The 26,604-nt window shown below is 56.1% G+C and carries 27 protein-coding genes, 4 tRNA genes and 1 other RNA gene; 14 read left to right on the top strand and 18 right to left on the bottom strand.

Annotated elements, in window-relative coordinates; translation table 11 throughout:
* Window positions 1-24: 24 nt before the first annotated feature.
* A complete protein-coding gene (gene gltX, locus AC3WOK_RS07925; protein WP_059312887.1) occupies window positions 25-1,440 on the bottom strand; it encodes a glutamate--tRNA ligase in 1,416 nt (471 codons plus the stop codon).
* Window positions 1,441-1,698: 258 nt separating this feature from the next.
* On the opposite strand from gltX, the gene AC3WOK_RS07920 reads away from it, so the two are divergent.
* The 5 genes from AC3WOK_RS07920 to AC3WOK_RS07900 all read left to right on the top strand — a co-directional run bounded on the left by AC3WOK_RS07920 (window position 1,699) and on the right by AC3WOK_RS07900 (window position 2,231).
* Window positions 1,699-1,774, top strand: a tRNA-Val gene (locus tag AC3WOK_RS07920).
* A gap of 41 nt (window positions 1,775-1,815) precedes the next feature.
* Window positions 1,816-1,891: transfer RNA gene (locus AC3WOK_RS07915), tRNA-Val, on the top strand.
* Window positions 1,892-1,920: 29 nt separating this feature from the next.
* A tRNA-Val gene (locus AC3WOK_RS07910) sits at window positions 1,921-1,996 on the top strand.
* 4 nt (window positions 1,997-2,000) lie between these two features.
* Window positions 2,001-2,076: transfer RNA gene (locus AC3WOK_RS07905), tRNA-Lys, on the top strand.
* 26 nt (window positions 2,077-2,102) lie between these two features.
* Window positions 2,103-2,231: non-coding RNA, RtT sRNA (locus AC3WOK_RS07900), on the top strand.
* Window positions 2,232-2,274: 43 nt separating this feature from the next.
* Here AC3WOK_RS07900 and AC3WOK_RS07895 read toward each other — a convergent pair.
* The 3 genes from AC3WOK_RS07895 to xapA all read right to left on the bottom strand — a co-directional run bounded on the left by AC3WOK_RS07895 (window position 2,275) and on the right by xapA (window position 5,359).
* On the bottom strand, window positions 2,275-3,159 hold the full coding sequence (locus tag AC3WOK_RS07895; protein ID WP_492354303.1) for a LysR family transcriptional regulator: 885 nt from the start codon (window positions 3,157-3,159) through the stop codon (window positions 2,275-2,277).
* A 67-nt stretch (window positions 3,160-3,226) separates the two neighbouring features.
* Entirely contained in the window at window positions 3,227-4,483 is a 1,257-nt protein-coding gene (locus AC3WOK_RS07890; protein WP_492354302.1) for a nucleoside permease, read from the bottom strand.
* A 51-nt stretch (window positions 4,484-4,534) separates the two neighbouring features.
* Window positions 4,535-5,359 carry a xanthosine phosphorylase gene (xapA, locus tag AC3WOK_RS07885; RefSeq protein ID WP_492354301.1) on the bottom strand — a complete coding sequence of 275 codons (825 nt, stop codon included), beginning with the start codon at window positions 5,357-5,359 and terminating at the stop codon, window positions 4,535-4,537.
* A 204-nt stretch (window positions 5,360-5,563) separates the two neighbouring features.
* Between xapA and AC3WOK_RS07880 the strand changes: the two genes are divergently transcribed.
* Window positions 5,564-5,905: a FlxA-like family protein gene (locus tag AC3WOK_RS07880; RefSeq protein WP_492354300.1), complete on the top strand. Its 342-nt coding sequence runs from the start codon at window positions 5,564-5,566 to the stop codon at window positions 5,903-5,905.
* Here the strand turns inward: AC3WOK_RS07880 and AC3WOK_RS07875 are convergent.
* Window positions 5,896-6,837 (bottom strand): LysR family transcriptional regulator, encoded by a 942-nt coding sequence (locus AC3WOK_RS07875; protein WP_492354299.1) that lies wholly within the window; start codon window positions 6,835-6,837, stop codon window positions 5,896-5,898. The genes AC3WOK_RS07880 and AC3WOK_RS07875 overlap by 10 nt on opposite strands.
* An 89-nt stretch (window positions 6,838-6,926) precedes the next feature.
* On the opposite strand from AC3WOK_RS07875, the gene AC3WOK_RS07870 reads away from it, so the two are divergent.
* Complete coding sequence (locus tag AC3WOK_RS07870; protein WP_059312893.1) at window positions 6,927-7,922, top strand: bile acid:sodium symporter family protein; 996 nt, start codon at window positions 6,927-6,929, stop codon at window positions 7,920-7,922.
* On the opposite strand, the gene AC3WOK_RS07865 is transcribed toward AC3WOK_RS07870, so the two are convergent.
* The 3 genes from AC3WOK_RS07865 to zipA all read right to left on the bottom strand — a co-directional run bounded on the left by AC3WOK_RS07865 (window position 7,919) and on the right by zipA (window position 11,204).
* Window positions 7,919-8,134, bottom strand: a complete 216-nt coding sequence (locus AC3WOK_RS07865; protein WP_059312894.1) for a DUF3820 family protein — start codon at window positions 8,132-8,134, stop codon at window positions 7,919-7,921. The genes AC3WOK_RS07870 and AC3WOK_RS07865 overlap by 4 nt on opposite strands.
* A gap of 1 nt (window position 8,135) precedes the next feature.
* Window positions 8,136-10,151 (bottom strand): NAD-dependent DNA ligase LigA, encoded by a 2,016-nt coding sequence (ligA, locus tag AC3WOK_RS07860; RefSeq protein WP_063957767.1) that lies wholly within the window; start codon window positions 10,149-10,151, stop codon window positions 8,136-8,138.
* Window positions 10,152-10,220: 69 nt separating this feature from the next.
* The gene (gene zipA / locus AC3WOK_RS07855; protein ID WP_492354298.1) at window positions 10,221-11,204 is read right to left on the bottom strand and encodes a cell division protein ZipA; all 984 of its coding nucleotides are present in this window, start codon (window positions 11,202-11,204) and stop codon (window positions 10,221-10,223) included.
* Between the two features lie 230 nt (window positions 11,205-11,434).
* On the opposite strand from zipA, the gene cysZ reads away from it, so the two are divergent.
* From cysZ to crr, 5 genes are all read left to right on the top strand, one after another.
* On the top strand, window positions 11,435-12,196 hold the full coding sequence (gene cysZ, locus AC3WOK_RS07850; protein WP_059312897.1) for a sulfate transporter CysZ: 762 nt from the start codon (window positions 11,435-11,437) through the stop codon (window positions 12,194-12,196).
* A 163-nt stretch (window positions 12,197-12,359) separates the two neighbouring features.
* Window positions 12,360-13,331, top strand: coding sequence for a cysteine synthase A (gene cysK, locus AC3WOK_RS07845; protein WP_014884739.1), 972 nt, complete (start codon window positions 12,360-12,362; stop codon window positions 13,329-13,331).
* 317 nt (window positions 13,332-13,648) lie between these two features.
* Window positions 13,649-13,906 (top strand): phosphocarrier protein Hpr, encoded by a 258-nt coding sequence (gene ptsH, locus AC3WOK_RS07840; protein WP_000487600.1) that lies wholly within the window; start codon window positions 13,649-13,651, stop codon window positions 13,904-13,906.
* 44 nt (window positions 13,907-13,950) lie between these two features.
* Window positions 13,951-15,678 (top strand): phosphoenolpyruvate-protein phosphotransferase PtsI, encoded by a 1,728-nt coding sequence (ptsI, locus tag AC3WOK_RS07835; protein ID WP_023332954.1) that lies wholly within the window; start codon window positions 13,951-13,953, stop codon window positions 15,676-15,678.
* A 40-nt stretch (window positions 15,679-15,718) separates the two neighbouring features.
* Window positions 15,719-16,228 carry a PTS glucose transporter subunit IIA gene (gene crr / locus AC3WOK_RS07830; RefSeq protein WP_000522253.1) on the top strand — a complete coding sequence of 170 codons (510 nt, stop codon included), beginning with the start codon at window positions 15,719-15,721 and terminating at the stop codon, window positions 16,226-16,228.
* Between the two features lie 44 nt (window positions 16,229-16,272).
* On the opposite strand, the gene pdxK is transcribed toward crr, so the two are convergent.
* From pdxK to AC3WOK_RS07780, 10 genes are all read right to left on the bottom strand, one after another.
* Complete coding sequence (gene pdxK / locus AC3WOK_RS07825) at window positions 16,273-17,109, bottom strand: pyridoxine/pyridoxal/pyridoxamine kinase (protein WP_492354297.1); 837 nt, start codon at window positions 17,107-17,109, stop codon at window positions 16,273-16,275.
* A gap of 5 nt (window positions 17,110-17,114) precedes the next feature.
* A complete protein-coding gene (gene cysM, locus AC3WOK_RS07820; protein ID WP_059312899.1) occupies window positions 17,115-18,026 on the bottom strand; it encodes a cysteine synthase CysM in 912 nt (303 codons plus the stop codon).
* Window positions 18,027-18,144: 118 nt separating this feature from the next.
* Window positions 18,145-19,239, bottom strand: a complete 1,095-nt coding sequence (gene cysA, locus AC3WOK_RS07815) for a sulfate/thiosulfate ABC transporter ATP-binding protein CysA (RefSeq protein ID WP_059312900.1) — start codon at window positions 19,237-19,239, stop codon at window positions 18,145-18,147.
* Window positions 19,229-20,104, bottom strand: coding sequence for a sulfate/thiosulfate ABC transporter permease CysW (gene cysW / locus AC3WOK_RS07810; RefSeq protein ID WP_492354296.1), 876 nt, complete (start codon window positions 20,102-20,104; stop codon window positions 19,229-19,231). Before cysW ends, cysA begins: the two co-directional genes overlap by 11 nt.
* Window positions 20,104-20,937, bottom strand: a complete 834-nt coding sequence (gene cysT, locus AC3WOK_RS07805; RefSeq protein ID WP_008501609.1) for a sulfate/thiosulfate ABC transporter permease CysT — start codon at window positions 20,935-20,937, stop codon at window positions 20,104-20,106. Before cysT ends, cysW begins: the two co-directional genes overlap by 1 nt.
* On the bottom strand, window positions 20,937-21,950 hold the full coding sequence (locus AC3WOK_RS07800; RefSeq protein WP_047346684.1) for a sulfate ABC transporter substrate-binding protein: 1,014 nt from the start codon (window positions 21,948-21,950) through the stop codon (window positions 20,937-20,939). The genes cysT and AC3WOK_RS07800 overlap by 1 nt, the downstream gene beginning before the upstream one ends.
* A 161-nt stretch (window positions 21,951-22,111) precedes the next feature.
* The gene (locus AC3WOK_RS07795) at window positions 22,112-23,011 is read right to left on the bottom strand and encodes a Dyp-type peroxidase (RefSeq protein WP_492354295.1); all 900 of its coding nucleotides are present in this window, start codon (window positions 23,009-23,011) and stop codon (window positions 22,112-22,114) included.
* Between the two features lie 92 nt (window positions 23,012-23,103).
* On the bottom strand, window positions 23,104-23,679 hold the full coding sequence (locus AC3WOK_RS07790; RefSeq protein ID WP_063957762.1) for an RpoE-regulated lipoprotein: 576 nt from the start codon (window positions 23,677-23,679) through the stop codon (window positions 23,104-23,106).
* A gap of 63 nt (window positions 23,680-23,742) precedes the next feature.
* Window positions 23,743-24,192 (bottom strand): DUF2919 domain-containing protein, encoded by a 450-nt coding sequence (locus AC3WOK_RS07785; RefSeq protein ID WP_047346687.1) that lies wholly within the window; start codon window positions 24,190-24,192, stop codon window positions 23,743-23,745.
* A complete protein-coding gene (locus tag AC3WOK_RS07780; protein WP_059311953.1) occupies window positions 24,179-24,604 on the bottom strand; it encodes a GNAT family acetyltransferase in 426 nt (141 codons plus the stop codon). The genes AC3WOK_RS07785 and AC3WOK_RS07780 overlap by 14 nt, the downstream gene beginning before the upstream one ends.
* A gap of 212 nt (window positions 24,605-24,816) precedes the next feature.
* Between AC3WOK_RS07780 and amiA the strand changes: the two genes are divergently transcribed.
* Together amiA and hemF are read left to right on the top strand one after the other, a co-directional pair.
* The gene (gene amiA, locus AC3WOK_RS07775) at window positions 24,817-25,692 is read left to right on the top strand and encodes an N-acetylmuramoyl-L-alanine amidase AmiA (RefSeq protein WP_023308739.1); all 876 of its coding nucleotides are present in this window, start codon (window positions 24,817-24,819) and stop codon (window positions 25,690-25,692) included.
* Complete coding sequence (gene hemF / locus AC3WOK_RS07770; RefSeq protein WP_492354294.1) at window positions 25,692-26,591, top strand: oxygen-dependent coproporphyrinogen oxidase; 900 nt, start codon at window positions 25,692-25,694, stop codon at window positions 26,589-26,591. The genes amiA and hemF overlap by 1 nt, the downstream gene beginning before the upstream one ends.
* Window positions 26,592-26,604 lie beyond the last annotated feature (13 nt).

The following is a 26,604-nucleotide window of genomic DNA, read 5'->3' as shown; positions in this document are numbered from 1 at the left end:
CCGTTCTTCCTATCGAGGACTTAATTACTGCTGATTTTCGCGTTCAGCAATAAAGTCCAGCGCCTTGTTAATGCGCGCCACGCTGCGTGACTTGCCGATGGCATGAACCGTCACATCCAGCGCCGGGGACTGCCCCGCACCGGTCACCGCAACGCGCAGCGGCATACCGACTTTACCCATGCCGACTTCCAGCTCGTCCGCCGTCGCCTGAATGGCGTGATGGACATTCTCAGCGGTCCACTCCGTAATGGCAACCAGTTTGTCACGCACCACTTCCAGCGGCTGACGCGCAACCGGACGCAGGTGTTTCTTCGCGGCGTCCGCGTCGAACTCGTCAAACTCTTCATAGAAGTAGCGGCAGCTTTCAGCAATCTCTTTCAGCGTTTTGCAGCGCTCGCCGAGCAGTTTCACCAGATCCGCCAGCTCAGGACCGGTGCGGGTATCAATATTTGCCTGTTCGATGTGCCACTGCAGGTACGTCGCCACATATTCTGGCTGCATGGTATTGATGTAATGGTGGTTCAGCCACAGGAGCTTGTCAGTATTAAACGCGCTCGCTGATTTGCTCACTGAGCTCAGAGAGAACAGTTCGATCATCTCTTCGCGGCTGAAGATCTCCTGGTCGCCGTGGGCCCAGCCCAGACGCACCAGGTAGTTCAGCAGCGCTTCCGGCAGATAGCCGTCATCGCGGTATTGCATAACGCTTACCGCACCGTGACGTTTAGACAGTTTCTTGCCGTCGTCGCCGTTGATCATCGAAACGTGCGCGTAGACCGGAACAGGCGCATTCAGCGCCTTCAGGATGTTGATCTGGCGCGGGGTATTGTTGATATGGTCTTCACCACGGACAACGTGGGTAATTTCCATATCCCAGTCGTCAACCACGACGCAGAAGTTATACGTTGGGGAACCATCGGTGCGGCGGATGATCAGGTCATCCAGCTCCTGGTTGCTGAACTCGATCGGGCCACGGATCTGGTCGTCAAAGATCACAGATCCCTCTTGCGGGTTAGCAAAACGCACCACGCAAGGCTCATCAGCAGCATGCTCGCTGTGGTCGTGGCGGCAGCGGCCGTCATAACGCGGCTTTTCACCGTTCGCCATCTGCTCTTCACGCAGCGCATCCAGACGCTCTTTGGAGCAGTAGCATTTATATGCCGTGCCCGCGACCAGCATCTCATCAATGACGGCGTTATAGCGGTCAAAGCGTTTGGTCTGGAAATACGGACCTTCGTCCCATTCCAGATTCAGCCAGTTCATCCCATCCATAATGGCTTCAATTGCTTCCGGCGTGGAGCGCTCAAGATCGGTGTCTTCAATACGCAGCACGAACTCACCTTTGTTGTGGCGTGCAAACAGCCAGGAATAGAGAGCGGTACGTGCACCACCGACGTGCAGATAGCCTGTCGGGCTCGGCGCGAAGCGAGTTTTGATTTTCATGAAATGGCCTTACGTTATAAAGATGCCGGCAATCGGCAAATCCTGGGGGAAAAACGATGGGCAATATTCTATCACTGTGGGGGGAATCCTCAATGTTGATCCCTTTATCGTGACCAGGTTTGCGATTTTTGTTTAGAAATCATGCGCCACAGCCCGTTTCGCGATCGTTTTGTTTAATTTTACGACGAACGAATAAAAACTTTAGAAAATGCGTTGACTCATTTTCAACTCTCCCTATAATGCGACTCCACACAGCGGGGGTGATTAGCTCAGTTGGTAGAGCATCTCCTTTACACGGAGGGGGTCGGCGGTTCGAGCCCGTCATCACCCACCATCTACTTAGGTAGACTCGCAGTGTAGATAAGAATTGAGATTGGGCGATTAGCTCAGTTGGTAGAGCATCTCCTTTACACGGAGGGGGTCGGCGGTTCGAGCCCGTCATCGCCCACCATTCTCACCTTATCGCAGCAGTTCCGAAATGGGCGATTAGCTCAGTTGGTAGAGCATCTCCTTTACACGGAGGGGGTCGGCGGTTCGAGCCCGTCATCGCCCACCATTTCGGGTCGTTAGCTCAGTTGGTAGAGCAGTTGACTTTTAATCAATTGGTCGCAGGTTCGAATCCTGCACGACCCACCAATGTAAAAAAGCGCCCTAAAGGCGCTTTTTTGCTATCTGCGATCTGGATGATTCGAACCTGCAGCAGGTTCGAGCCGAACGCAGTGAGGCACCGGAGCCGTTTACGGCGACGGCCCGAAGGGCGAGCGAAGCGAGTCATCCTGCACGACCCACCAATGTAAAAAAGCGCCCTAAAGGCGCTTTTTTGCTTTCTGCGATTTACATCGTTAGTGTTGCAATCAACGTCTTCACCGCAGGTGTCGCCTGCTTCTCGTCATACACCACATACAAATCAGCCGGTATTCGTTCTTTCAGCGGGCGGAACACCACGCCGGGCCACTGCATTTGCGCGTAGCTGTCTGCGGCGAGCGTAATTCCCATCCCCATGCTGATCATCGCCAGCACCGTTTGCGGTTCAACGGCTTCGCGCACAATCATCGGCGAAAACCCGGCCTGCTGGCAGACGCGATGTAAAAATGCCCAGTCAGAATGGGCCGACGGCATCGTGACAAAATACTCGTCCTGCAACGCTGAAAGCGCAATAGTTGATTCGCGCGCCAGGCGGTGATCCTCCGGCAGCGCCACCAGAAAAGCCGCCTCACGCAACCGCACGCTGGTAAACCCCGCGGTAGGGTCCGTTGCCATTCGCCAGATGCCAACGTCCAGCTCCCGACGCTCAAGCAGCGCCATCTGCATGGCCGGCGATTTTTCACGAAAAACGACATCAACGTTAGGATGCTCTTTCAGGAAAGCGCGCATCACCGTGCGCACTTCGCTCCACATGGCCGTGCCGACAATGCCCAGCTCAATGCGCCCTGCTTCCCCCCGGCCGATTTGCTCGACGCGAGCCAGAGCCTGGTTTGCGCTGGCAAGCAGCCGGCGTGACTCTTCCATCAGCACCTTACCGGCATGCGTCAACGCGACGCTTCGCGAGTGGCGAATAAACAGCAACGTGCCCAGCTGGCTTTCCAGCTCTTTAATATGCAGGCTTAACGGCGGCTGAGACATATTGAGACGGGCCGCAGCCCGTCCAAAATGCAGTTCCTCCGCCACGGCCAGAAAATAGCGCAGCAGCTTGAGATCGGTCCGATAGACGCGTTCCATCAAAACATATCCTGGGGATAACACTTAAGCGCCTACCTTAAAGCCTTTCATCGTCAAGAGGAAAAATTTAGTGCGCAACTGTGCGCATCTCGCTGTTTTTACTGGAGTGCCGGTAGTTAAAGCTGAAATAAAACACCACCGCGAGCGCCAGCGCATAGGCCGCAAACACCAGCCAGATCGTCTGCCAGTCCTTCACCCCGTCCACCGAAAAATAGTCGACCGCCACGCCGCTCAGTACCGATCCGAAATACGCCCCGATACCGTTAACGGTCGTCATAAACAACCCCTGCGCGCTGGCGCGGATATCGGCGCTCACCTCCTGTTCAACAAACACCGAGCCGGAAATATTGAAGAAGTCGAACGCGCAGCCATAGACAATCATTGAGAGCATGAGCAGCGCAAAGCCCGTTGCGGACGGATCGCCAAACGCGAACAGTCCAAACCGCAGCATCCAGGCCACCATGCTCATCAGCATGACGGTTTTAATACCAAACCGTCCAAGAAAGTACGGAATGGTCAGAATGAAGAACACTTCTGACATTTGCGAAACGGAGAGCAGGATGGACGGGTATTTGACAATAAAGCTCTCTGCATACGCCGGATTACGCGCAAAATCATGCAGGAAGGGGCTGCCGAACGTGTTGGTAATCTGCAACACGGCGCCCAGCAGCATCGCGAATAAAAAGAACACGGCCATGCGGGGCTGTTTAAACAGGATAAACGCGTTCAGCCCAAGCTTATTTGCCAGCGACTGAGACGTTTTTGTGTTCACCACCGGAATAGCCGGTAGCATCAGGGAATAGAGCGCCAGCAGCAGCGATGCGGCAGCCGCAGCATAGAGCTGTACGTTGCTCAACTCCGCCCCCATCAGGCTTATAGCCCACATAGCCGCAATAAAACCCACGGTGCCATACACCCGCACTCGCGGAAAATGGCTCACTGTCTCCAGCCCCGCCTGTTCAAGACAAGAGTAGGAAATCGTATTCGACAGCGCAATCGTGGGCATGAAGGCCATCGCATTCACCAGCATGACCCAGAACATCAGCCCGGGCTCATTGACCTGTGCGGCATAGCAGAGCGCGACGGCACAGACGAGATGGCAAATCACATAGGCGCGGTCGGCCCGCAGCCACTTGTCGGCAATTATCCCCACCAGTGAAGGCATAACGATTGCGGCAAGCCCCTTGGAGCTGTACACCATGCCCACGTCGGAGCCGGTAAAATGGAGGGTGTTTATCATGTAGGCGCCGAGGGTAACCAGCCAACTCCCCCAGATAAAATATTGCATAAAGGACATTATCTTTAAGCGAGTCGTGATGTTCATAACCCATTCCTTATAGCAGCGTGGCCCTCGCGGGCCACTTTATTGTTTTGCTCAGGCAATATGGCGAAGAAAACCGCAGATAAGATTGATGAAGTTCTGGCGGGAAAGCTCAGCAGCAGCGAGGGTTTGTTCATGCGAGAGTTTGACATCGCCCAGCCCCTCAGCGAGATTGGTAATCGCAGAAACGGCCACAACCTTCAGGCCGCAGTGACGCGCGGAAATTACCTCCGGCACTACGGACATCCCCACCACATCACCGCCGATAATTTGCATCATGCGGATTTCTGCCGCGGTCTCGAAGTTAGGGCCCGGATAAGAAACAAATACCCCTTCATGCAGCGGGAATCCCGCTTTCGTCGCCACGGTTTGCAGAATGGCACGGTAATCCGCGTCGTAGGCATTGGCCAGCGAGAAGAAACGGTCACCAAAGCGTTCGTCGTTCATCCCCACCATCGGCGTGCCCGGCATGGTGTTGATATGGTCGCTCAGGGCAACCAGACTGCCTGGCTGAACGTTGGGACGCAATGAACCCGCAGCATTGGTGCTAAACAGCAGTTCACACCCCAGCAGCTTAAAGGTGCGGATCGCATCGGTCATGACGGTCATTCCGCGGCCCTCGTAGAAATGCCCGCGGCCCTTCATGCAGACGACAGGCACCCCGGCAAGATGCCCCAGCACCAGCTCACCGGCATGACCGTGGACGGTGCTCACCGGGAAGCCCGGCAGCTTTTCATAGCTCAGGGAAACGGCGTCAACAATCTGGTCGGCGAGCGCGCCAAGGCCGGACCCGAGAATAAACACCACGCGAGGCGTGAAGTTCGGTTTAGCGGTGCGGATGATGTCGGCGCAGTACCACGGGTTATTCGAGAGGGTCATAGAGGCTCCTTGAAGATTAAGATCGCGATAGGGATCGCATGACCTTTGTCTTATATCCGGAGCCTGCAGGTCACCTCCAATACACTTTCACCGCACCATCAATACTGATTGTGTATCAATGCAACTCCCTGCCAGATATAGCAGTTTTGCTCAAGCTAATCCCGTCGGTGCCGATACCTCTGTTTTATAGCAAGAGGAAAGACTATGTCGACAATTCAGGTGACGACCCCCTCAGTACAAACCAGCAATAGCGGAAGTAATCGTTCCGGCAGCAACGATATTGCTGCGCAAATCACGCGTATCACGGAGCAGATCGCCAAGTTGACTCAGCAGCTAAAAGAGCTACCAGAGAGTGCCGGTAGTCCGGAAGAGAAGAAAAAACAGCAGGAGCTCATCCAGGCGCAGCTTAAAGTGTTGCAGACACAGCTTGCGCAGCTATTGCGCCAGCAGGCCGAAGAGGCCCAGAAGAAGCAGGCTCAAAAGCTGGGCAAAGTGGAAGGTGTGAACAGCCCGTCAGACAATAATCAGATTGATATCTACATCTGATCGTCTGATGCGTTAAACAGTGGGTCGCGTATGCGGGCTTCGGTTAATCGTTGTGCCTGGATACGCACCACTTCCCAGATAGCCTGCGCCGCACCCGAGAGTGAACGATTTTTTCGCCGCACCAGCATCAGTTTTCGCTCAACTACGGGCGTCAGTCGCTTGACGGCCAGCCGGCTTCCCTGAGGCAGGGGAAGTGCCAGGGCGGGCAAGACGCTGATGCCAATGCCGGCTTCCACCATCGGAAATAGCGTCGCCGGATGACCAATCTCCTGCACGATTGTTGCCTTTACGCCCTGATTCACCAGCGCGGAATCAATCAGCGGACGACTGCCCGAGGCATAATCCTGTAAAACCAGGTTCGCACCTTTCAACGACTGCCAGTGAACGTGAGGCTGCATGGCCAGCGGATCGTCATCCCGGCAGAGCAGCAAAAAGGGCTCAGACAATACGCTCTCCCACTCCAGATCGTTCACCTGGCCGGGGTCGATCACAATACCAAAATCCACATCCCCCTGACGGATGCTTTCCAGTACCCACTGCTGTGGCCTGTCGTGCAGCACAAAATCGATATCCGGATAGCGGTGGTTACCCTCGGCAATGCACTGCGGGATAAGCTGCGCGGAAATGGTCTGGCTGGCCGCCACCCGCACGGTGCCCGAAAGCTGCTGCCCAAGCCTTCCCACGTCTCTGAGCGTACTGTTCAGTTCGTCCAGCAGCCGTTCCAGACGCTGAGCCAGCTGTTGCCCTGCCTCGGTAAGCACAACTTCCCGCGTCGTTCTGTCCAGCAATTTCACGCCCGTCTGATTCTCCAGCTCTTTCACGCTGTGGCTGACCGCTGACTGGCTCAGACCGATGATATCCCCTGCCCGGCTAAAGCTGCGGGCATGGGCGACGGTGACGAAAATGCGAAGCTGGCGTAAGGAGTAATTCATCTGTTTAATTCATGAATGGATGCAATAAATCAATTTTATTTCTCAAATGGAAAAAAGCACAATAGCGATATCTGATTTCAGGAGTCATTATGAAACTGTTTCGTATCCTTGATCCGTTCACGCTTACCCTGGTGGTCACCGTTTTACTGGCCTCCTTCTTCCCCGCACGCGGCGGTTTTGTCCCGTTCTTTGAAGGACTCACCACGGCGGCCATCGCGTTGCTGTTCTTTATGCACGGTGCCAAACTTTCCCGTGAAGCGATCATTGCAGGCGGTGGTCACTGGCGACTGCACCTGTGGGTGATGTGCAGCACCTTCATTCTTTTCCCGGTACTCGGCGTGCTGTTTGCCTGGTGGGCACCGGTAAACGTCGATCCGGCGCTTTATACGGGTTTCCTCTATCTGTGCATTCTGCCCGCGACCGTTCAGTCCGCCATTGCGTTTACCTCGCTGGCGGGGGGTAACGTCGCGGCGGCGGTTTGTTCAGCGTCAGCGTCCAGCCTGTTAGGGATTTTCGTCTCACCGCTGCTGGTAGGCCTGCTGATGAACATGCACGGTGCGGAAGGTAACCTCGAGCAGGTTGGCAAAATCTGCCTGCAGCTGCTGCTGCCGTTTGTCCTGGGGCACCTCTCCCGGCCGTGGACCGGCGCGTTTGTGGCGAAGCATAAAAAATGGATTTCAAAAACCGACCAGACCTCTATTCTGCTGGTGGTTTACTCCGCCTTCAGCGAAGCGGTCGTGAACGGGATCTGGCACAAGGTGGGGGCAGGTTCACTGCTGTTTATCGTGGTGGTCAGCATCGTCCTGCTGGCGATTGTGATTGCCGTAAACGTCTTTGTGGCACGCAAGTGCGGCTTCAACAAAGCGGATGAAATTACGATTGTCTTCTGCGGTTCGAAGAAGAGCCTGGCGAACGGTATCCCGATGGCCAACATTCTGTTCCCGACATCAGTAATTGGGATGATGGTGCTGCCGCTGATGATTTTCCATCAGATCCAGCTGATGGTCTGCGCAGTGCTGGCGCGTCGCTACAAGCGCCAGACGGAAAAACTGGCGCAGGAAGAGACCCGCGCCGCGAAGGCTTAAGAACGTTTCAGGGGCTGTACCAGTTGGGTCAGCCCCTCGGTTTTGATCAGTAACGTGATAGCCATCAGCTCGCCCAGCCGCCCGGCCGGGAATTCATCCTTACGGGCAAACCACAGCAGATACTCTTCCGGCAAATCGATCAGCCTGCGGCCTTTATATTTACCGAACGGCATCTCCGTATTGGCGATCTCAACGAGCTGCTCTTTCTCCACCTTACTCTCCTAACAGACGCATCATTTCCGCTTCGTCGATAACCGCAATGCCGAGCTCCTGGGCTTTCGCCAGCTTCGAACCGGCGGCTTCCCCGGCAATCACCAGGTCGGTTTTCTTCGACACGCTGCCCGCCACTTTTGCCCCCAGCGCCACCAGACGCGCTTTCGCATCGTCGCGTGAAAGCTGGCTCAGGCTGCCGGTCAGCACAACCGTTTTACCGGCGAACGGGCTGTCGATCTCTTCGGCGTTAACCACTACCGGCGCGGGCCATTTGATGCCCTCTTCCAGCAGTTTGCCGATAACTTCGCGGTTGCTCTCTTCTGCAAAGAAGTTAAAGACGTGCGTGGCGACGACGATGCCGACATCCGGCACTTTCTGCAGCTCGTCGATGCTCGCTTTTTCCAGCGCCTCCAGCGTGCCGAAGTACGCCGCCAGCCCTGCCGCTGTGGCTTCACCCACTTCACGGATCCCCAGCGCATAGAGGAAGCGGGCAAAGGTGGTCTCTTTTGCGGCTTCCAGCGCATTGACCACGTTCTGGGCTGACTTTGGCCCCATGCGATCCAGACCGGTCAGTTTACCTGCCGTCAGCCTGAAGAGATCCGCTGGGGTGTGGACATACTCCTTCTCCACCAGCTGATCGATAATCTTGTCGCCCATACCGTCAACGTCCATCGCCCGACGGGAGACGAAGTGCTTCAACGACTCTTTACGCTGCGCGCCACAGATTAAGCCGCCCGTACAGCGCGCTACCGCTTCCCCCTCAACGCGCTCAACGTCAGAGCCGCACACCGGGCAGTGGGTCGGGAAGACGACCTCGCGCGTATCGTCAGGACGTTCTGACTCAACGACGTTAACCACCTGGGGGATAACATCGCCCGCGCGGCGAATCACCACTTTGTCACCGATACGCAGGCCCAGGCGTTCAATTTCATCGGCATTATGAAGCGTGGCGTTACTCACCAGCACGCCCGCAACCTGCACTGGCTCCAGACGGGCGACTGGGGTAATGGCGCCCGTCCGTCCCACCTGGAACTCCACGTCGCGAACAAAGGTCATCTGCTCCTGGGCCGGGAATTTAAACGCAACCGCCCAGCGCGGCGCGCGCGCCACAAAGCCCAGTTGCTCCTGCAGGGCCAGCGAATTCACCTTGATGACAACGCCATCGATATCAAAGCCGAGCGTCGGACGGTCCTCTTCCACCTTGTGATAGAACGCCAGGACCGCCTCCGGGGAGTCACAGAGCTGAACGCGGTTGCTCACCGGCAGGCCCCACGCTTTAAACTGCAGCAGACGTCCGAGATGCGTATCCGGCAGCTCGCCGCCCTCCAGAATACCCACGCCGTAGCAGAAGAAAGTAAGCGGTCGCTTCGCGGTGATACGCGGGTCAAGCTGGCGCAGAGAGCCTGCTGCCGCATTACGCGGGTTAGCAAACACTTTCCCGCCAGTGCGGCGCGCCTCGTCGTTGATTTTCTCGAAGCCCGCCTGGGGCAAGAACACCTCGCCGCGCACTTCCAGACGCGCAGGAATGTTGTCACCCTGCAGCTTCAGTGGGATCGCGCGAATGGTACGCACGTTGGTCGTAATATCTTCACCCGTTGTGCCATCGCCTCGCGTCGCGGCACGCACCAGCACGCCGTTTTCGTACAGAAGACTGACCGCCAGGCCATCCAGCTTTAGCTCGCAGCACCAGATGAGAGCGTCGCTGCTTTTCAGGCGATCCTGCACGCGCTTGTTAAACGCGAGAAAGCTCTCTTCATCGAAGACGTTATCCAGCGACAGCATCGGTACTTCATGACGCACCTGGCTGAAGGCGCCCAGCGGCTCAGCGCCGACGCGCTGGGTGGGAGAATCCGGCGTGATAAGCTCCGGGTGCTGCGCCTCTAATTCACGCAGTTCGCGCATCAGGCGGTCATATTCCGCATCCGGCACTTCCGGCGCGTCCATAACATGATAGAGATATTCATGATGGCGAAGCGTGGTTCGCAGTTCAGTGAGTTGTTGTTCGATTGAGTCCATATCACACCATCAATGAGAAAAAACCCCCGACATGCGGGGGTTGAGGAGGAGTTGAAGTAAACGCGACGATTACGCGTTGGCTTCCTTAACTTCGCGGATGCGGTCCTGATACTCGCGCAGCTTCTGCGGGGTCATCATTCGACGCTGATCGTCGAGCACCACACCGCCCACTTCGTCAGCGATGTGCTGAGCGGACTGTAGCATCAGCTTAAAGTTCTGCAGTTCGTCGCCGTAGGACGGCACCTGCATGAAGATAGTGACACCCGGCGTCACGAAATCACCGGTCATTTCCGGATCGAAGGTGCCTGGGTTAACCATATTGGCCAGGCTGAACAGCGCCGGGCCACTTCCGTCAGGGCTCAGGTGGCGATGGAAAATATTCATATCGCCAAACTTGAAGCCTGCCTGTTGAATACTGTTCAGCAGTACGTCACCGTTAAGATGGCTGCCGTGATGCGCGGCCACGTTCATGATAATCACCGCTTCTTTGCGCTGCGGTTTTTCAACAACCGGTTCAGGCTCGACAACGGGCTCAGGCTCAACGTGCGGGGCCGGAGCGGGCTGCGGCGCTGGCTGCACATTAACAGGCTGCTGCGGTTGTTGTACAGGCTGTGCAGGCTGTTGTTGCACCGGCTGTGGCGCAGGTTGCTGTTGAACCGGCTGTGGCGCAGCAGGCTGCTGATGGACAGGCTGTTGCGGCGGCTGGCGCACCGGCTCTTCTACAGGCTGCGGCGCGTGCTGGCGCGGCTGTGCAGAAGCATACGGCGGTTGATACTGGTGCTGCGCAGGACGGGGGGCTTCATGCTCCCCATGGGCCGCGCCGGGCGCAGTATTGACCCGATGAACACGAACTTCACCCACGCCGTCGTCGTCGCTGCCATCGATGTCATCTTCACTGTCATCGTCGTCACGACTGGACTTCATGCGCTTCAGTGGGCGATCGCGAAACATAGAGGAACGCTCTTTACGGCTGGTCCAGAAACCATGTACCAGTAAAGCGATTATGGCGATCGCGCCAACAATGATTAATATCAGACGCAAATCCTGCATCATTATATTCTCTGTTGTTCTAACACCTTGCCACCACGGCAAACATTTACTCACTAAGAGTATTTGCCGTTTACGTCAAGTGCAAGTGTGTGCAGAGCATTCACAGCATAAAGATGAAGGAAATCGTGCTTTTTGCTGGTTTTTCGAACATTTCCGAACTGGTCATTGGTCCGTAAGTGGATAATATAGGCGAGCAATTCCACTGGTTGTGTAAAAAGGAGTACAGCCTGGTTATGGTTTCAACATCTTCTTCTCCCCCGCGCAGCGGTGTCTGGTATTTTTCTCAGGGCTGGAAACTGGTCTCCCTGCCGGGTATTCGACGCTTCGTCATACTGCCGCTGTTGATCAACATTATCCTGATGGGCGGCGCGTTCTGGTGGCTGTTCACCAAGCTGGAGAGCTGGATCCCGTCGCTGATGAGCCACGTGCCAGACTGGCTGCAGTGGCTTAACTACCTGCTCTGGCCGGTAGCGGTGATCTCCGTTCTGCTGGTATTCGGGTACTTCTTCTCAACGATTGCGAACTGGATAGCCGCCCCGTTTAACGGCCTGCTGGCGGAACAGCTGGAAGCACGGCTTACCGGCGCGACGCCACCGGATACGGGCGTACTGGGGATAATGAAAGATCTCCCGCGCATCATGAAGCGCGAATGGCAGAAGTTTGCCTGGTACCTGCCCCGGGCGATTGTGCTGCTTATTCTTTACTTTGTGCCAGGCATTGGCCAGACGGTGGCACCGGTGCTGTGGTTCCTGTTCAGCGCCTGGATGCTTGCTATCCAGTACTGCGACTATCCGTTCGATAACCACAAGGTGCCGTTTAAAGAGATGCGCACTGCCCTGCGCACCCAAAAGGTCGCCAATATGCAGTTCGGCGCGCTGACCAGCCTGTTCACGATGATTCCCTTCCTCAATCTGTTCATCATGCCCGTGGCGGTCTGCGGTGCGACGGCGATGTGGGTGGACTGCTATCGTGCTAAACACGCGTTATGGAAATAATGCAAAACTGTGTAAATGAGGGAGGGCTTATGCTCTCCCTTATTCCATACTGATCCCCATTATTTCCTTGCAGTATATAGATATGCGAATTCCTTACTTCCCCCTACCTGCTCAACAGGTATGCTGGGTCGGTATCCCAATTTCATACAGTTAAGGACAGGCCATGAGTAAGATTTATGAAGACAACTCGCTGACTATCGGTCATACGCCCCTGGTTCGACTGAACCGTATCGGTAATGGACGCATTCTGGCGAAGGTCGAATCACGCAACCCGAGCTTCAGCGTAAAATGCCGTATCGGTGCAAACATGATTTGGGATGCTGAAAAACGTGGCGTACTGAAGCCTGGCGTTGAGCTGGTGGAACCGACCAGCGGCAACACCGGTATCGCGCTGGCCTATGTGGCTGCCGCACGCGGCTACAAGCTGACGCTGACCATGCCAGAAACCATGAGCATCGAGCGTCGCAAACTGCTTAAAGCGCTGGGTGCGAATCTGGTGCTGACCGAAGGCGCGAAGGGCATGAAAGGTGCCATTCAGAAAGCTGAAGAGATTGTGGCCAGCGATCCGGCGAAATATCTGCTGCTGCAGCAGTTCAGCAACCCAGCTAACCCGGAAATTCACGAGAAGACCACCGGTCCGGAAATCTGGGAAGATACCGACGGCCAGGTTGATGTCTTTATCTCCGGCGTGGGTACCGGCGGTACGCTGACCGGCGTGTCGCGCTATATTAAAGGCACAAAGGGTAAAAAAGACCTGATCACCGTTGCCGTTGAGCCGACTGACTCACCGGTTATCACCCAGGCGCTGGCGGGCGAAGAGCTCAAACCAGGCCCGCACAAAATTCAGGGTATCGGCGCGGGCTTCATTCCGGGCAACCTGGATCTGAAGCTTATCGATAAAGTGGTTACCATCACTAATGAAGAAGCCATCTCTACAGCGCGTCGCCTGATGGATGAAGAAGGCATTCTGGCGGGTATCTCTTCCGGTGCGGCCGTTGCGGCAGCGCTCAAACTTCAGGAAGATGAGGCCTTTACCAATAAGAATATTGTGGTTATCCTTCCCTCCTCGGGTGAGCGTTACTTGAGCACCGCACTGTTTGCCGATCTGTTTACCGAAAAAGAGCTGCAACAGTAGTGCCAGCATGTTAATAACGCGTAAAAAAGCACCTTTTCAGGTGCTTTTTTGTGGCCTGCTTCAAACTTTTGCCCCTCCTGGCATTGCTTCACCCCGTTGGGTCTGGTATTTAAACCAGCAATTATTTTGATGCGTGAAATTAATCAGTGAACGAAATAGCCTTGCTGAATCGATTTTATGATTTGGTTCAAGTCTTGCTTTCGCTGCATAATGTTTAATGACGATCGAAACGTCAGCGCTAACAATACAGGCTAAAGTTCAGTCGCCAGGCTAGACTTTAGTTCCACAACACTAAACCTATAAGTTGGGGAAATACAATGTTCCAGCAAGAAGTTACCATTACCGCTCCGAACGGTCTGCACACCCGCCCTGCTGCTCAGTTTGTTAAAGAAGCGAAAGGCTTCACTTCTGAAATCACTGTGACTTCCAACGGCAAAAGCGCCAGCGCAAAAAGCCTGTTTAAACTGCAGACTCTGGGCCTGACTCAGGGCACCGTAGTCACCATCTCTGCGGAAGGTGAAGACGAGCAGAAAGCAGTTGAGCATCTGGTAAAACTGATGGCTGAGCTCGAGTAAGTTTACGGGTTCTTTTAAATATCAGTCACAAGTAAGGTAGGGTTATGATTTCAGGCATTTTAGCATCCCCGGGTATCGCTTTCGGCAAAGCACTGCTGCTGAAAGAAGACGAGATCGTCATCGACCGGAAAAAAATTTCTGCCGACAAGGTTGATCAGGAAGTTGAACGTTTTCTGAGCGGTCGTGCCAAGGCATCTGCGCAACTGGAAGCAATCAAAACTAAAGCTGGCGAAACTTTCGGTGAAGAAAAAGAAGCCATCTTCGAAGGGCACATCATGCTGCTCGAAGATGAGGAGCTGGAGCAGGAAATCATAGCCCTGATTAAAGATAAAGGCATGACGGCCGACGCGGCTGCACATGAAGTTATCGAAGGTCAGGCAACTGCCCTGGAAGAACTGGATGATGAATACCTGAAAGAGCGTGCGGCTGACGTACGTGACATCGGTAAGCGCCTGCTGCGCAACATCCTGGGTCTGGCCATTATCGACCTGAGCGCGATTCAGGATGAAGTTATCCTGGTTGCCGCTGACCTCACCCCGTCTGAAACCGCACAGCTGAACCTGAAAAAGGTCCTCGGTTTCATCACTGACGCGGGCGGCCGTACCTCCCACACCTCTATCATGGCGCGTTCTCTGGAACTGCCTGCCATCGTGGGTACCGGTAGCGTCACCTCTCAGGTGAAAAATGGCGACTATCTGATTCTGGATGCCGTAAACAATCTGGTTTACGTCAACCCAACCAACGAAGAGATCGATAAACTGCGCGCGGTTCAGGAGCAGGTTGCGACTGAAAAAGCGGAACTCGCTAAGCTGAAAGACCTGCCAGCCATCACCCTTGACGGCCATCAGGTAGAAGTGTGCGCGAATATCGGTACCGTCCGCGACGTTGATGGCGCCGAGCGTAACGGTGCGGAAGGCGTGGGTCTCTATCGTACTGAATTCCTGTTCATGGATCGTGACGCCCTGCCAACTGAAGAAGAGCAGTTCGCGGCGTACAAAGCGGTGGCTGAAGCCTGTGGCTCTCAGGCCGTTATCGTCCGTACCATGGATATCGGTGGCGACAAAGAGCTGCCGTACATGAACTTCCCGAAAGAAGAGAACCCGTTCCTGGGCTGGCGTGCAATCCGTATCGCGATGGATCGTAAAGAGATCCTGCGTGACCAGGTTCGCGCGATTCTGCGTGCCTCCGCTTTCGGTAAACTGCGCATCATGTTCCCGATGATCATCTCTGTTGAAGAAGTGCGTGCACTGAAGAAAGAGATCGAAATCTACAAACAGGAACTGCGCGACGAAGGTAAAGCGTTTGACGAGTCAATCGAGATCGGCGTGATGGTGGAAACACCAGCGGCCGCGACCATTGCGCGTCATTTAGCCAAAGAAGTTGATTTCTTTAGTATCGGCACCAATGATTTAACGCAGTACACCCTGGCAGTTGACCGTGGTAATGATATGATTTCACATCTCTACCAGCCAATGTCACCGTCCGTACTGAACTTGATCAAGCAAGTTATTGATGCTTCTCATGCAGAAGGTAAATGGACTGGCATGTGTGGTGAGCTTGCAGGCGACGAACGTGCTACACTTCTGTTGCTGGGTATGGGTCTGGACGAATTCTCTATGAGCGCCATTTCCATCCCGCGCATTAAGAAGATTATCCGTAACACGAACTTCGAAGATGCGAAGGTGTTAGCAGAGCAGGCTCTTGCTCAACCGACAACGGACGAGTTAATGACGCTGGTTAACAAGTTCATTGAAGAAAAAACAATCTGCTAATCCACGAGATGCGGCCCAAATTACTGCTTAGGAGAAGATCATGGGTTTGTTCGATAAACTGAAATCTCTGGTTTCTGATGATAAGAAAGACACCGGAACTATTGAGATTGTTGCTCCGCTCTCCGGCGAGATCGTCAACATCGAAGACGTGCCGGATGTAGTGTTTGCTGAGAAAATCGTTGGTGATGGCATTGCGATCAAACCAACTGGCAACAAAATGGTTGCACCAGTTGACGGCACCATCGGTAAAATTTTTGAAACCAACCATGCGTTCTCTATCGAATCTGATAGCGGTATCGAACTGTTCGTTCACTTCGGTATCGACACCGTTGAACTGAAAGGCGAAGGCTTCAAACGTATCGCGGAAGAAGGCCAGCGTGTTAAAGTTGGCGACCCGGTCATTGAATTCGATCTGCCACTGCTGGAAGAAAAAGCCAAGTCTACCCTGACGCCGGTTGTTATCTCCAACATGGACGAAATCAAAGAACTGATCAAACTGTCGGGCAGCGTCACCGTGGGCGAAACCCCGGTTATCCGCATCAAGAAGTAATTCTTGCCGCACAGAAAAATGGCGCCTTCGGGCGCCATTTTTGTTTATGCGGGGAGGATAAGCTCGTCGTAACCTTTCGACTGCGTATACAGCATCACGTCAGTCACCCGATCGCCCGCCATGCGAATGGCATCGGCAACGGTTTTCCCCTCAACGATTCCGCTTACCAGCTCTGAACAGAACAGATCGCCCGTCCCTTTCAGATCGGTTTCTACGCGCGGATGCGCGCTGACGGTAACACCTTCATTTGTCACCAGCACCACGTGGATGTTTTGCGGATCGTCGGCAACCGGCGCGCTGGTGATCGCCACCCATTTCAGGGTGTCGGAGAGCAATCCCTGTGCCGCCGCGATGGCGCTTTCCGGCGTGCGGCACGGTTTGCCGCTTAACACTTCCAGTTCATAGACGTTTGGCGTAATTCCCTGCGCCAGCGGCAGCAGATGCTCCCGATACGCTTGTGGAATGTCAGGCTTCACGTACATCCCGCTGTCGATATCGCCGATAACCGGGTCGACCAGCACCAGCAGGTCAGGATGCTGCGTTTTCACCGCCTTCAGCCACTGCGCCAGCAGGGCAATCTGGCTGGCGCTGCCCATGTAGCCGGTGGTGACCGCCTTAAGCTCGCGCAGGATCTCGCGCTCTTCCAGCGCCTTCAGGTAGCCGCTGAACCACTCATCGGGGATCACGCCGCCGTAGAAGGTGTCATAGTGCGGCGTGTTGCTGAACAGCACCGTCGGCACGGCGGTGACGTTCAGCCTGTGGGTACGAATGTTCGGTACCGCAATGCTGTTCCCCACGCTGCCGTAAACCACCTGCGACTGCACCGCGACAATATCGGTTTGCTGCGCCCGGGTATTATCCCGGAATAAAATCATCTCCATGACGCTTAAATCCCCGCCCCCTGCGAATAACTCTCTTCACCAAAGACGCCGGTAGACAGATAGCGATCGCCGCGGTCGCAAATAATTGCGACCACGACGGCGCCGGGGCTTGCCTGCGCAACGCGCAACGCGCCCGCTACCGCGCCGCCCGAGCTGACCCCGCAAAAGATGCCTTCACGCACGGCCAGTTCACGCATGGTATTCTCCGCCTCGCGCTGATGAATATCCAGCACCTGGTCCACAAGCTGCGCATTAAAGATGCCGGGCATATATTCCGCAGGCCAGCGGCGAATGCCCGGAATGCTGCTCCCCTCTTCCGGCTGCAGGCCAACGATGGTAACGGCTTTCTCCTGCTCGCGCAGAAAACGCGATACCCCGGTAATGGTGCCGGTGGTGCCCATGCTGGAGACAAAATGGGTGATCCGCCCGTCGGTCTGCTGCCAGATCTCTGGCCCGGTGGTGGTGTAGTGCGCGTAGGGGTTGTCCGGGTTGTTGAACTGGTCGAGAAGCTTACCTTCGCCGCGCTCAGCCATTTCTAACGCCAGGTCGCGCGCGCCTTCCATTCCCTGCTCTTTGGTCACCAGAATCAGTTCGGCCCCGTAGGCACGCATCGCGGCGCGACGCTCCTGACTCATGTTGTCCGGCATCAGCAGCTTCATGCGGTAGCCTTTCAGCGCCGCAATCATCGCTAGCGCGATACCGGTGTTGCCGCTGGTGGCCTCAATCAGCACGTCGCCTGGCTTAATTTCACCGCGCTTTTCGGCCTGGACAATCATCGACAGCGCCGCACGGTCCTTCACCGACCCCGCCGGGTTATTGCCTTCAAGTTTGACCCAGATTTCGCTGCCGTTATCGGGCCCCATGCGCTGAAGCTTGACCAGAGGCGTGTTGCCGATGGTGTGTTCGAGTGTATTCACGATTTTTACTCAATAAAAAAGCCGGGTGGCGCTTCGCTTACCCGGCCTACAAGACGCAGTTTTAGCTGTAGGCCCGGTCAGCGCAGCGCCACCGGGCGATAAACATCCTAATAACCTATCAGGCTGACTCCGCCAGAGCAATATCCTCGCGCGTCTCGATACGTTCCTTCCCGTGATAAATACGGGCATGCTGCAGCCCGACAAACAGGCGCTCTCCCCGGTGCGGCGGGACCTCGTCGCGCATAACCACGGTCAGCGGCTCGGTGTACCAGCCAAGAGGCTGTACCACCAATTGCGTGTAGTGCCCTTTAGGGCTAGCTTCCAGCACCTGCACCGGCAGCGGTGAATCCAGGCTGGTACGGCGGCTCACGTCCACTTCCCACGGGCGCAGGAACAGATCGACCGGCCCCTGGTGCGCGGAGGTATAGCCCAGCGGCCAGCGGTGCGCCCCCACGTGGAACTGTCCGCCGCGAATGGTGCCCTGCAGACGGTTCACCTCGCCCATAAACTCCAGCACGAAACGGGTTGCCGGTTCACGCCAGAGCTGCTCCGGCTCGTCAACCTGCTCAATGTTGCCCTGGCTCATGACCACCACGCGATCCGCGACTTCCATCGCCTCTTCCTGATCGTGGGTCACGAAGACGCTGGTGAATTTCAGCTCTTCATGGAGCTGACGCAGCCAGCGACGCAGCTCTTTACGCACCTGCGCATCCAGCGCGCCGAAGGGTTCATCCAGCAGCAGAATTTGCGGTTCAACGGCTAACGCACGCGCCAGCGCCACGCGCTGCTTCTGTCCGCCGGACAGCTGCGCCGGAAAACGGTCCGCCAGATGGGCGAGCTGTACCATCTCCAGCAGTTTGGTCACTTTCGCTTTAATGGCCGCCGCATTCGGGCGCTCGCGACGCGGCAGCACGGTCAGGCCAAACGCGATGTTGTCGAACACGGTCATGTGGCGGAACAGCGCGTAATGCTGGAACACAAAGCCTACCTTACGGTCCCGGGCATGCAGGCGGCTCACGTCGGTGCCGTGAAAGCGGATGTGCCCGCTGGTCTGATGCTCAAGCCCGGCGATAATACGCAGCAGCGTGGTTTTACCCGAGCCAGACGGCCCCAGCAGCGCCACCATTTGTCCGGAGGGGATATCCAGCGAGATATCATTCAGCACCTGGGTGCGACCAAAAGACTTCTTAATATTGGCAATCTCAATGCTCACGATTTCCCTCCTGATGCTGGCGTTTTTCCTGATTTTCTAAACGCCATTGCACCACACTCTTCAAAAACAGGGTCAAAATGGCCATCAGCGTCAGCAGCGCTGCGGCAGTAAACGAGCCGATGGTGTTGTAGTCCTGCTGCAGCAGCTCAATCTGTAGCGGTAGCGACAGGGTTTCACCGCGAATAGAGCCGGAGACGACGGAAACGGCACCGAACTCGCCAATTGCGCGGGCGTTGGTCAACACCACACCGTAAAGCAGCGCCCAGCGGATATTCGGCAGCGTCACGCGACGGAACATCTGCCAGCCTGACGCGCCCAGCAGCACCGCCGCTTCGTCTTCGTTGCTTCCCTGGCTTAACATCACCGGCACCAGCTCACGCACCACAAACGGACAGGTCACGAAGATGGTGACCAGCACCATGCCCGGCCAGGCAAACATGATCTGCAGGTTATGCTCATCCAGCCAGCCGCCCAGCGGGCCGTTGGAGCCGTAAAACAGCAGGTAGACCAGGCCCGCCACCACCGGCGACACGGCAAAAGGAATATCCAGCAGGGTCAGCAGCAGCTGACGTCCCGGGAAGTTAAAGCGCGTCACCAGCCACGCCAGCAGGGTACCGAACACCAGGTTCACCGGCACGGTGATCAAGGCAATCAGCACGGTCAGCCAGATGGCGTGCAGCATATCCGGGTTCGCCAGGTTTTCCAGCGCGGGCATCAGCCCCTTGCTGAACGCCTGAACGAAGATATAAATCGTCGGCACGACGAGAATAAGGGCGGAAACCAGCACGCCCGCCCCAATCAGAAACCATTTACCCCAGTTGATGCGGGGCGCATCGTATCGCTTCAATTGCGTAACTTCCGCCATCAGTGACCTACCACACGTCGACCAAAGCGACTTTGCAGAGTGTTAATCGAGTACAGCAGCAGCAGCGAGGCCGCGAGGATCACCGAAGCAATCGCGCTCGCCGCCGGATAATCAAACTCCTGCAGGCGGATGAAAATCATCAGCGAGGTGACTTCCGTTTTCCAGGCGATGTTCCCGGCGATAAAAATCACCGCACCGAACTCACCGAGGCTGCGGGTAAACGACAGCGCGACGCCCGCCATCAGCGCCGGAGACAGCTCAGGCAGCACCACCTTGCGGAAACTCTGCCAGCGCGTGGCGCCCAGCGTTTCTGCCGCTTCTTCGTATTCGGGACCCAGCTCTTCCAGCACCGGCTGCACGGTACGCACCACAAACGGGATGCTGGTAAAGGCCATCGCCACCGCGATACCGAGCCAGGTATAGGTCACCTTGATGTCAAACTTCGCCAGCCACTCGCCGTACAGCCCGTTCACGGAGAAGAGCGACGCAAGGGTTAAGCCCGCAACCGCCGTCGGCAGCGCAAACGGCAGGTCCATCAATGCGTCAAGTAGCGTACGGCCAGGGAAGCGATAGCGGGTTAAGATCCACGCCATCAGCAGGCCAAATACGCCGTTAAAAATGGAGGCGACAAACGCCGACAGCAGCGTCACCTTATAGGCCGCCACCACCTGCGGGTTGGTGATCACGTCCCAGTACTGCGCCCAGCTCATCTGCGCGAGCTGCATCACCAGCGCGCTGAGCGGCAGCAATAGGATCAGGCAGACGAACAGCAGGCTGGTCCCGAGGCTTAGGGTAAAGCCCGGCAGCACGCGTTTAGTCGATACTGCAAACATTACTTACGCCCCGCCGCCAGCAATTTGTCTAGCTCACCGCCGCTGGCAAAATGCGTTTTCATCACATCGGGCCAGGAGCCAAAATGGTCTTCCACGCGGAACAGCGCGGTCTGCGGGAACTTATCTTTCAGCTTGTTCATCACGTCCGGGTTATTCACGCGGTAGTAATAATCGGTAATGATGGTCTGCGCCTGCGGGCTGTACAGGTAGTTGAGATAGGCTTTTGCCGCTTTCTCGGTGCCGTTTGCCTGCACGTTTTTATCCACCCACGCCACCGGGAACTCGGCCAGGATGTTGGTTTTCGGGATAACCACCTCAAAGCCCTGCGCTTCATACTGTTTGCGGATGTTGTTCACTTCCGATTCAAAGCTAATCAGCACATCACCCAGGCCGCGCTCTGCGAAGGTTGTGGTTGCCCCGCGGCCGCCGGTATCAAACACTTCGACGTTTTTCAGGAACTGGGTCATGAACTGCTCGGTTTTGGCCTTATCGTTACCGTCAGCCTTGTCCGCCGCGCCCCAGGCCGCTAAATAGGTATAACGCGCGTTGCCGGAGGTTTTTGGGTTCGGGAAAATCAGCTTCACGTCGGAACGCACCAGGTCGCTCCAGTCGTGGATATTCTTCGGGTTGCCCTTGCGCACCAGGAAGCCCATGGTGGAATAGAACGGCGAGCTGTTGTTCGGCAGACGGCTCTGCCAGTCCGCCGGGATCAGCTTGCCTTTGTCGTGCAGGATCTGCACGTCAGTGACCTGGTTGTAGGTCACGACGTCCGCTTTTAGCCCCTGAAGAATGGCAAGCGCCTGCTTGGATGAACCGGCGTGAGACTGCTTGATGGTCAGCTTATCGCCGTTATTGTCTTTCGCCCACTGCTGTTCAAACGGTGGGTTAAGGGCGGCAAACAGCTCGCGGGAGACGTCATATGAACTGTTCAGCAGCTCAGTCGCCTGCGCCTGTGCCACCAGCAGTAAACCTGCCAGCGCCAGAGTTCCTTTTTTTAGTACAGTAACGGCCATTGCGCACCCTTATAAATGTGATGACTATCTTATAGTCATAATATTTATAACGAGGACCAAAGGAGTAACGGTTTTATATACCGTTTGGTGATTTAGAAGCAGAAAAGGGAATAAGGCATTAATCCCCTCTCCCCCGTGGGGAGAGGGCCAGGGTGAGGGGGTTACAGCGCCAGCAGACGCTCAACGGACGGCGCGAAGTAGTAGCCGCCGGTCACCGGTTTGGTGAAGCGCAGCATGGCGTCACGCTTGCCGTCGGTATCGCCGAACATGCTCAGCAGCTGCTGCTCAATGTTATGCAGGCGCGCGCAGTAGGCGCAGAAGTAGAGGCCGTGCGTGCCGCTTGCCGTGCCGTACGGCAGGCTCTGGCGGACAATCTTCAGCCCTTTGCCGTCTTCTTTGAGGTCAACGCGGGTCAGGTGAGAGGTGACCGGACGGTCATCGCCGTCGATCTCTTCGTTGGCGTCTTTGGTACGGCCAATCATCATCTCCTGGTCATGCACGCTCATGCGGTTAAGCTGCTTGAGGTTGTGCTCCCAGCGCTGCACGAACACGTAGCTGCCGCCCGCGTCCACGCCGTCTTTGATCACCGCAACTTCACGACGCGTCTCTTCGCCCGCCGGGTTTTCGGTTCCGTCGACAAAGCCGCTCAGGTCGCGCTCTTCCACCCAGCGGAAACCGTGCACCTCTTCCTGCACCTCAATGCTGTCGCCAAAGGCCGCCACCGCCGCCTGGGCAACGGAAAAGTTCACGTCGTGACGCAGGGAGAGAATGTGGATCAGCACGTCGTACTGCGTCGCTGGCGCCAGGCCTTTGCCGTAGGGGATGAAGTCTTTGAGCTCTTCCGCCCCTTCGCCACCGCTCAGCTGACGCCAGACGTTATTGCCAAAGGCGACAACGGCGCCGAGGTGGGCTTCCGGGAACTTAGCCTGGAAGGTCGCCAGCTTATCAACAAACGTTTTACTGGCCGCACGCAGGGCATCCACGTCCCCTTTTACATTGGCTTCAATCCAAATCGCCGCGCGACAATGTTCTGGCAAAATGCCACTCTGAACCTGAGACATCGCTCCTCCTGAAATAAAGATGCCACGTCAGCGTGGCATTGATGGCGGGTATTATACCCGGATTTCAGCGAGGCGGTTTGTTCAGGCGCAAATTACTGCTGCCAGATAATTTTGCTCACCTTCCAGTTCTTCAGGGTGTCGTCAGACGGCATCAAGCCTTCCGGACCGCTCCAGGTGCCGGTAAAGACGTAGCTGATGTGCTGGCTGCCTTCTGCCTTACACTCCACCGCCACGCCAGCGTCAGAAGGGGCGCTGGTGCAGTTGCCAAAGGCCTGCTTATAGAGATCGCTAAACGGCGTTCCTACCTTCACGCCGCTGGCGGTCGGAATGGCCTCGTCCAGCACCGCAACGCGGTTTACCGTGCCTTTGTCACCGTTAATGACCAGCGCCAGCTTGTCGCCCTTCAGCGCTTCGTAATAGCGAACGATATTGCCATTCTCCGTTTTCATGCCGCTGCGCAGGCGATAATCGCCGCTGAGTGCATCCTGAATGGCATTCTGATCCAGCGCCGTCGCGGCGGTAATTTTCCCCACGCCCTGCTCGGTCACTTCCGTTGATGAGCCAAACCAGTTCCACGGATAGGCAGAGGACCAGTTAATGGATGAGAGCGTTGAACAGCCGGTCAATGCCAGCGGGAGAGCGCATAAAAGTAAACGCAGCGATTTCATTGAAACGTCCTTTCTTGTTAAATCAACGCTTGTTGGAGTGCGACATCAGCAAAAAGTGCCGGATTAATCATCCTGATGCGCAAAACAGGCGCGAAGACGCGGATTGGTCAGCAGCCACAGTAGCGCCACAATATCGGCAACCACCAGCGCAACGCCGATGCCCGTCAGCGGTTCACCGTACCACCAGAGTACCGGCTGCCAGAAGAGAAGCGCAATCTGGGCAAGGATCAGCAGCCAGCGAAGCGCACGCCACAGTCGCGGGATCGTCTGCCGTCGGCCGCTGCATAAAAAAGCCACCACTGCCGGCACGCCCGGCAATAGGCCGAGCCAGAAGGCATCGTGATCGGGGTAAAAAAGATTCAGCAGCGTGTCGCCCTGCCCGCGCGACGCGGCGGCCATCACAAACAGCACCCAGGTGCGGGCCTGCAGCAGCAGAACGCACCAGAATAAAAAGGGCAACCTGACGCGGCCCTGCGCGTCATAATCTGCCGGATGGATCTCAGTACTCTTCATCTTCGATCAGACGCTTTCCTAAATTCAGCACGTCAGAATGCTCATAGCCCAGACGTTCATACATGCCCAGCACCACGTCGTTATCGTCCCGCACCATGATCTGGATTTTCGGGCAGCCGCGGGCGATAAGCTTCTTCTCGAGACGATTAAGCAGCGCGTTGGCGATGCCACGGGCACGGTATTCCGGGTGAACGCCCAGATAATAGGCCGAGCCGCGATGGCCGTCGTAACCGCCCATCACCGTTCCCACGACCACGCCGTTGACCTCCGCGACCAGAAACAGGCTGACGTCGTGATTTACCTTACGTTCGATATCCATTTCCGGATCGTTCCACGGACGCAGCAGATCGCAGCGCTCCCAAAGGGTGATCACCTCTTCGAAATCTTCCTGGCGAAAAACGCGTATCTCCATGGTATTAACCGCCTTTTCGGGTTTAAAAACAGTGATTATGGCGTGAACCACGCCTTTAGCCAATAACCGGGGAAAATCTCGCCAAAATTTGGCATAATGTCACTTTGTCACGTATTGAAATGAAAAGTAAAACAATTCTCAATATGGACTGTCGTAACGGGAAACACGATACGATATAACACCAGGACCCCATTTTTTAGTATTCAGGCCGCATGAGCACATTCAAACCATTAAAAGCACTCACATCGCGTCGTCAGGTTCTCAAAGCGGGGCTGGCGGCCTTAACGTTAACGGGTATCGCAAAGCAGGCTCAGGCGAAAGACGAGAGCACGCTCAAAACCAGTAACGGACACAGCAAACCGAAAACCAAAAAGCCGGGCGCGAAGCGTCTGGTGATGCTTGACCCGGGCCACGGCGGCATTGATACCGGCGCCATCGGCAAAAACGGTTCGAAAGAAAAACACGTCGTGCTGGCGATTGCAAAAAATGTGCGCGCAATTTTACGCAGCAACGGCATTGACGCCCGTCTGACTCGCTCTGGCGACACCTTTATTCCGCTGTATGACCGCGTTGAGATTGCCCACCAGCACGGTGCGGATCTGTTTATGTCGATTCACGCCGACGGCTTTACCAACCCTTCAGCGGCGGGCGCCTCGGTGTTTGCGCTTTCCAACCGTGGCGCCAGTAGCGCCATGGCAAAATACCTCTCCGACCGTGAAAACCGGGCGGATGAAGTCGCCGGGAAGAAAGCCACCGACAAAGACCACCTGCTACAGCAAGTGCTGTTCGACCTCGTGCAGACCGATACGATCAAAAACAGCCTGACGCTCGGCTCGCACATTCTGAAGAAGATTAAGCCGGTGCATCGTCTGCACAGTAAAGGCACCGAGCAGGCGGCGTTTGTGGTGCTGAAATCACCGTCAATCCCGTCCGTGCTGGTGGAAACCTCCTTCATTACCAACCCGGAAGAAGAGCGGCTCCTCGGCACCACGGCGTTTCGTCAGAAGATCGCCAACGCTATCGCCTCCGGCATTATCAGCTACTTCAACTGGTTCGATAACCAAAAAGCGCACTCCAGGAAACGTTGATGAAACCCAATGTTCAACTGGTTAAAACGTTCCTGCTGCAGCTGCAGGATGAGATTTGCCAGAAACTGGCCGCCGCAGACGGCGGTGAATTTCAGGAAGATAGCTGGCAGCGCGAAGCCGGAGGCGGAGGACGCAGCCGGGTGCTGCGTAACGGCGGTATTTTTGAACAGGCGGGAGTGAATTTTTCCCACGTTCACGGAGACGCCATGCCCGCGTCGGCGACCGCACATCGTCCTGAACTCGCGGGCCGCAGCTTCGAAGCGATGGGCGTCTCGCTGGTGGTGCATCCGCACAACCCGTTTGTGCCGACCAGCCACGCCAACGTCCGCTTTTTCATTGCGGAAAAACCGGGGGCCGATCCGGTCTGGTGGTTTGGCGGCGGTTTCGACATGACGCCCTACTACGGCTTCAAAGAGGATGCCGTGCACTGGCACACCACCGCGCGGGACCTTTGTCTGCCGTTTGGCGAAGACGTCTACCCGAAATTCAAAAAGTGGTGCGATGACTACTTTTACCTGAAGCATCGCGACGAGCAGCGCGGCATCGGCGGGCTGTTCTTTGACGATCTCAACACCCCCGATTTTGATACCGCATTCAGCTTTATGCGTGCGGTGGGCGAAGGCTATACCGACGCCTATCTGCCCATCGTCGAACGCCGTAAAAATACCGACTACGGCGTGCGCGAACGCGAGTTCCAGCTCTATCGTCGCGGGCGCTACGTGGAGTTCAACCTGGTGTGGGATCGCGGGACGCTGTTCGGCCTGCAGACCGGCGGGCGCACGGAGTCAATTCTGATGTCGATGCCGCCGCTGGTGCGCTGGGAGTACTGCTACGAGCCAAAAGAAGGCAGCCCGGAGGCTGCCTTGAGTGAGTTTATTCAGGTTCGGGACTGGGTTTAATCCTTACCCCTCA

The organism is Enterobacter sp. FW301-JW81 (genome assembly GCF_058788735.1).
Note: the sequence above shows the minus strand (reverse complement) of the source record. Positions and strands in the feature narration are given on the sequence as shown.

What these genes read in the sequence shown, in the direction of transcription:
- cysT (WP_008501609.1), bottom strand. Translation starts at nt 20,937, where the DNA reads ATGTTTGCAGTATCGACTAAACGCGTGCTGCCGGGCTTTACCCTAAGC.
- AC3WOK_RS07890 (WP_492354302.1), bottom strand. Translation starts at nt 4,483, where the DNA reads ATGAACATCACGACTCGCTTAAAGATAATGTCCTTTATGCAATATTTT.
- pdxK (WP_492354297.1), bottom strand. Translation starts at nt 17,109, where the DNA reads ATGGAGATGATTTTATTCCGGGATAATACCCGGGCGCAGCAAACCGAT.
- amiA (WP_023308739.1), top strand. Translation starts at nt 24,817, where the DNA reads ATGAGCACATTCAAACCATTAAAAGCACTCACATCGCGTCGTCAGGTT.
- AC3WOK_RS07870 (WP_059312893.1), top strand. Translation starts at nt 6,927, where the DNA reads ATGAAACTGTTTCGTATCCTTGATCCGTTCACGCTTACCCTGGTGGTC.
- cysZ (WP_059312897.1), top strand. Translation starts at nt 11,435, where the DNA reads ATGGTTTCAACATCTTCTTCTCCCCCGCGCAGCGGTGTCTGGTATTTT.
- xapA (WP_492354301.1), bottom strand. Translation starts at nt 5,359, where the DNA reads ATGACCCTCTCGAATAACCCGTGGTACTGCGCCGACATCATCCGCACC.
- ptsI (WP_023332954.1), top strand. Translation starts at nt 13,951, where the DNA reads ATGATTTCAGGCATTTTAGCATCCCCGGGTATCGCTTTCGGCAAAGCA.
- ptsH (WP_000487600.1), top strand. Translation starts at nt 13,649, where the DNA reads ATGTTCCAGCAAGAAGTTACCATTACCGCTCCGAACGGTCTGCACACC.
- AC3WOK_RS07795 (WP_492354295.1), bottom strand. Translation starts at nt 23,011, where the DNA reads ATGTCTCAGGTTCAGAGTGGCATTTTGCCAGAACATTGTCGCGCGGCG.
- hemF (WP_492354294.1), top strand. Translation starts at nt 25,692, where the DNA reads ATGAAACCCAATGTTCAACTGGTTAAAACGTTCCTGCTGCAGCTGCAG.
- AC3WOK_RS07785 (WP_047346687.1), bottom strand. Translation starts at nt 24,192, where the DNA reads ATGAAGAGTACTGAGATCCATCCGGCAGATTATGACGCGCAGGGCCGC.
- AC3WOK_RS07875 (WP_492354299.1), bottom strand. Translation starts at nt 6,837, where the DNA reads ATGAATTACTCCTTACGCCAGCTTCGCATTTTCGTCACCGTCGCCCAT.
- crr (WP_000522253.1), top strand. Translation starts at nt 15,719, where the DNA reads ATGGGTTTGTTCGATAAACTGAAATCTCTGGTTTCTGATGATAAGAAA.
- AC3WOK_RS07895 (WP_492354303.1), bottom strand. Translation starts at nt 3,159, where the DNA reads ATGGAACGCGTCTATCGGACCGATCTCAAGCTGCTGCGCTATTTTCTG.
- gltX (WP_059312887.1), bottom strand. Translation starts at nt 1,440, where the DNA reads ATGAAAATCAAAACTCGCTTCGCGCCGAGCCCGACAGGCTATCTGCAC.
- cysK (WP_014884739.1), top strand. Translation starts at nt 12,360, where the DNA reads ATGAGTAAGATTTATGAAGACAACTCGCTGACTATCGGTCATACGCCC.
- cysW (WP_492354296.1), bottom strand. Translation starts at nt 20,104, where the DNA reads ATGGCGGAAGTTACGCAATTGAAGCGATACGATGCGCCCCGCATCAAC.
- AC3WOK_RS07880 (WP_492354300.1), top strand. Translation starts at nt 5,564, where the DNA reads ATGTCGACAATTCAGGTGACGACCCCCTCAGTACAAACCAGCAATAGC.
- AC3WOK_RS07800 (WP_047346684.1), bottom strand. Translation starts at nt 21,950, where the DNA reads ATGGCCGTTACTGTACTAAAAAAAGGAACTCTGGCGCTGGCAGGTTTA.
- ligA (WP_063957767.1), bottom strand. Translation starts at nt 10,151, where the DNA reads ATGGACTCAATCGAACAACAACTCACTGAACTGCGAACCACGCTTCGC.
- zipA (WP_492354298.1), bottom strand. Translation starts at nt 11,204, where the DNA reads ATGATGCAGGATTTGCGTCTGATATTAATCATTGTTGGCGCGATCGCC.
- AC3WOK_RS07790 (WP_063957762.1), bottom strand. Translation starts at nt 23,679, where the DNA reads ATGAAATCGCTGCGTTTACTTTTATGCGCTCTCCCGCTGGCATTGACC.
- AC3WOK_RS07780 (WP_059311953.1), bottom strand. Translation starts at nt 24,604, where the DNA reads ATGGAGATACGCGTTTTTCGCCAGGAAGATTTCGAAGAGGTGATCACC.